This is a genomic window from Mycobacterium sp. (assembly GCF_035697385.1).
GTDB lineage: Bacteria > Actinomycetota > Actinomycetes > Mycobacteriales > Mycobacteriaceae > Mycobacterium.
In genome coordinates, this window is the sequence record NZ_DASSCY010000291.1 from 1 (window position 1) to 4,185 (window position 4,185).

Genomic DNA, 4,185 nt, shown 5'->3' on the forward strand with positions numbered 1-4,185 from the left:
ACCCCCGCGACCTGGAAGAGGCTGTGCGCAGGGGCGGTTTGTCGGGGGCGATCTACACGCAGACAACCGATGTCGAAAACGAGGTCAACGGCTACATGAGCTACGACCGGTGGCTGGTCAAGATGGTGCTCAAGACGGTGGCTGAACGCAACAGGGCGGTCATCGCTGCAGGAGCCCAGGTGACGGACCCGCCCGAAGTTCGTCGGTGACGGTCACAGCGCGCGTGTGCTGACGAACTCGCGCTGGCGTCCGTTGACCGGATCCTCGAACTCGAGGGTGTGGGCCAGCAGTTGCAGCGGTCGCGAAAAGTCGTCGGGCGATACGTCAATGACCTTCGGGTACAACGTGTCTCCGATGATCGGCAGACCAAGCGCCGCCATGTGGACACGCAGCTGATGGGTGCGTCCGGTGCGAGGGGTCAGCCGGTACAGGCCATCTCCGGTGTGTTCGACGAGCGTCTCGGCGTTCGGCACGCCGGGCTCTTCGACGGCCTGTAAGTGCCCGCGCCGCTTGATGATCCGGCTGCGCACTACCGTCGGCAATCCAAGTTGCGAGTCGACGCCCGCCCGCGCCAGGTATGTCTTGCGCACCTCGCCGCGCGCGAACAACGTCTGATACCGGCCACGCAGCTCGCGGCGGGTGGTGAACATCAGCACGCCCGCGGTCAGGCGGTCCAGTCGATGTGCGGGCGAAAGCTCCGGCAGGTCGAGTTCGCGGCGCAGCCGCGCCAGCGCGGTCTGAGCGACGTGGCGACCGCGCGGCATGGTGGCCAGGAAATGCGGCTTGTCGACCACGACGATGTCGTCGTCGCGGTACAGCACCGGTATGTCGAACGGCACCTCAACCTCGTCGCGCAGCTCTCGGTACAGGTACACATGCGAATTCGGCGGCAGCACAGTCGAAGCGGTGACCACGCTGCCGTCGGCGGTCACCACCTCGCCGTTGATGACTTTGGCCGCGGCGGCGTCACCGAACCGATCGGCGAGCTCGACCAGCACCGCACCGCCGCGCAGCCGCACCCGCGCCGGCCCGAGTCCGTCGCGAACCGGCAGTGGCGCGGCACGCCTCAATTGAGCGGCACCGGCTCGAGAATCTCCGCGCGCGCTTCCGGCGCCGCGGCGCGCAGCGCATCGGCGGACTCGTCGTCGGGCTGGGCCTGCGACATCACCTCGGCTTCGACCCGCGCGATGTAGGTGGCCACCTCGCGGTCCACATCCGCGGCGCTCCAACCAAGAACGGGTGCAACCACTTCGGCGACCTCGCGGGCGCAGTCCATGCCCCGGTGCGGGTACTCGATCCCGATCCGCATGCGGCGGGTCAGGATGTCCTCGAGGTGCAATGCCCCCTCGGCGGCAGCGGCGTACCACGCCTCGACCTTCAGATACACCGGCGCCTCAGTGATGGGGGTCAACAGCTCGGGCCGGCCCTCGGCCACTTGCAGCACCTCACCGATCAGCGACCCGTACCGGTCCAGCAGATGGCGAACCCGATACGGGTGCAGCCCGTAGCTCGCGCCGACATGCTCGGTCTGGTTGATCAGCGCGAAATAACCGTCGGCGCCCATCAGCGGCACCTTCTCGGTGATGGATGGTGCCACCCTGGCCGGGATGTACTCGGCCGCGGCGTCGATCGCGTCGGCCGCCATCACCCGGTAGGTCGTGTACTTGCCGCCGGCGATGGCGACCAGCCCTGGCGCAGGCACCGCGACCGCGTGCTCGCGCGACAGCTTCGACGTCTCCTCGCTCTCGCCTGCCAGCAGTGGGCGCAGCCCCGCATAGACCCCGTCGATGTCGTCGTGGGTCAACGGCGTGGCCAGCACGGTGTTGACGTGCCCGAGGATGTAGTCGATGTCGGCCTTGGTGGCCGCGGGATGGGCCAGGTCGAGGTTCCAATCGGTGTCGGTGGTGCCGATGATCCAGTGCGTGCCCCACGGGATGACGAACAGCACCGACTTCTCGGTGCGCAGGATGATCGCCACCTCGCTGACGATTCGGTCCCTCGGAACGACGACGTGCACGCCCTTGGACGCCCGCACCCGAAACCGCCCGCGCTGCTTGGACAGCGCCTGGATCTCGTCGGTCCACACGCCGGTGGCGTTCACGACGACGTGACCGCGCACCTCGGTGATCGCCCCGTCCTCCGAATCGCGGATCGTCACCCCGGTCACCCGGTCACCCTCACGGAGCAGCGACACGACCTGGCTCGACGAGCGCACCACCGCGCCGTATTGAGCCGCCGTGCGGGCCACGGTCATGGTGTGTCGCGCGTCGTCGACGACGGTGTCGAAGTAGCGGATGCCACCGATCAGCGATGTCCGCTTCAGACCGGGCGACAGCCGCAAAGCGCCCGCGCGGGTCAAATGCTTTTGGGCTGGAACGGATTTCGCGCCGCCCAGCTGGTCGTAGAGAAAGATACCCGCGGCGACGTACGGCCGCTCCCACCAACGCTTGGTCAGGGGAAACAGAAACGGCAGCGGCTTGACCAGATGAGGCGCCAGCGTGGTCAGCGACAACTCCCGCTCGTGCAGGGCCTCGCGGACCAACCCGAACTCCAGCTGCTCGAGGTAGCGCAGCCCGCCGTGGAACATCTTCGAGCTGCGACTCGACGTGCCAGAGGCGAAGTCGCGGGCTTCCACGAGCGCGACCTTGAGCCCGCGGGTGGCCGCGTCGAGGGCGGCACCGGCTCCGACCACTCCGCCGCCGATCACCACGACGTCGAACTGTTCGCTGCCAAGCCGCTCCCAGGCCTGTTCCCGTTGCTTGGGGCCCAGGAAGGTCTGCCCCTTGCCCGGTGCGGGGTTCGGGTCAATCACTTCGAATGGACTCCTTGTTACTCGTGGGTACGGTTCGTCCATCCCAGGCTACGTGGACTCAGTCCAAATCGTCGTGCGCCATCAAACGTCGGCCCGCCTCGGTGATGGACCCCGCCAGCGACGGGTACACCGAGAACGTCTGCGCCAGGTCCTCGACATCGTTGCCGTTCTGCACGGCCAACGCGATCGGCATGATCAGCTCCGAGGCAATCGGCGCGACCACCACGCCACCGATGACCACACCGGTGGCGGGCCGGCAGAAGATCTTGACGAAGCCGCGGCGCAGACCCGACATCTTGGCCCGAGCGTTCGTGTTCAGCGGCAACATCACGGTGCGTGCGGGGACGGATCCGTCGTCGATCTTGGACTGCGGCACCCCGACGGCGGCGATCTCGGGCCGGGTGAACACCGCGGCGGCCACCGTGCGCAGGCGGATGGGCTCGAGTCCTTCGCCAAGGGCGTGGTACATCGCGATCCGGCCCTGCATGGCGGCGACGGACGCCAGCAGCATCAAGCCGGTGCAGTCACCTGCCGCATAGATGCCGGGCACCGACGTGCGCGACACCCGATCGACCTTCAGGTAGTCGCCTTTTCCGAGTTCGATGCCGACCCGGTCGAGGCCCAGCCCGCTGGTATTGGGCACGGACCCGACCGTCATCAGCGCGTGGCTGCCTTCGACGGTGCGGCCATCGGTCATGGCAACCACGACGCCGTCGCCATTGCGGATCACCTTGTCGGCTCTGGCGTTCTTGACCAACGTCACACCGCGCGAGGCCAGCGCGTCCTCGAGCACCGCCGCGGCGTCGGAATCCTCGTGCGGCAGGATCTGGTCGCGGCTCGCCACCACGGTGACCTTCACCCCGAGTTCGGTGTAGGCGTTGACGAACTCGGCGCCGGTCACGCCGGAGCCGACGACGACAAGGTGTTCGGGCAGTTTGTCGAGGTCGTAGAGCTGGCGCCAGTTCAGGATTCGTTCGCCGTCAGGCTCGGCGCCGGCAAGCACTCGCGGGCTGGCACCGGTAGCGATGAGCACCACGTCGGCCTTGACCGTGCTGACGGAGCCGTCGTGGGCCGTGATCTTGACGGTGTGGGCGGCCATGCCGGGCACGTCGTCGATCAACTCACCGCGGCCGGCGATCAACGTCACACCCTCGTTGCGCAGCCGCTCGGCGATGTCGGCGGACTGTGCGGCCGCCAGCGTCTTGACGCGTTCGTTGATCTTCGCCAGCGAGATCTTGGCGTCCTCGAACTCGAGGGCATAACCGAGGTCGGGCGCGCGGCGCAGCTCGGTGCGTACGCCGGTCGACGCGATGAACGTCTTGGACGGCACGCAGTCCCACAGGACGCATGCGCCACCCAGACCGTCGCAGTCG

At 67.7% G+C, this 4,185-nt stretch carries 3 protein-coding genes and 1 pseudogene; 1 reads left to right on the forward strand and 3 read right to left on the reverse strand.

Annotated features, from left to right (window positions below; all coding sequences use genetic code 11):
• Positions 1–209: pseudogene (locus VFH65_RS24850) on the forward strand (glycoside hydrolase family 2); the annotation flags it as partial.
• A 3-nt stretch (positions 210–212) separates the two neighbouring features.
• On the opposite strand, the gene VFH65_RS24855 reads toward VFH65_RS24850, so the two are convergent.
• The 3 genes from VFH65_RS24855 to VFH65_RS24865 all read right to left on the reverse strand — a co-directional run.
• The gene (locus VFH65_RS24855) at positions 213–1,070 is read right to left on the reverse strand and encodes a pseudouridine synthase (protein WP_353325141.1); all 858 of its coding nucleotides are present in this window, start codon (positions 1,068–1,070) and stop codon (positions 213–215) included.
• Positions 1,067–2,854 (reverse strand): glycerol-3-phosphate dehydrogenase/oxidase, encoded by a 1,788-nt coding sequence (locus VFH65_RS24860; RefSeq protein WP_414688501.1) that lies wholly within the window; start codon positions 2,852–2,854, stop codon positions 1,067–1,069. Before VFH65_RS24860 ends, VFH65_RS24855 begins: the two co-directional genes overlap by 4 nt.
• Positions 2,855–2,870: 16 nt before the next feature.
• Positions 2,871–4,185 (reverse strand): NAD(P)H-quinone dehydrogenase (locus tag VFH65_RS24865; protein WP_353325143.1); only part of this gene is annotated, 1,315 nt, incomplete at its 5' end.

Excerpts from the sequence above, each read along its gene's own strand:
- VFH65_RS24860 (WP_414688501.1), bottom strand. The coding sequence starts at position 2,854 with ATGGACGAACCGTACCCACGAGTAACAAGGAGTCCATTCGAAGTGATT.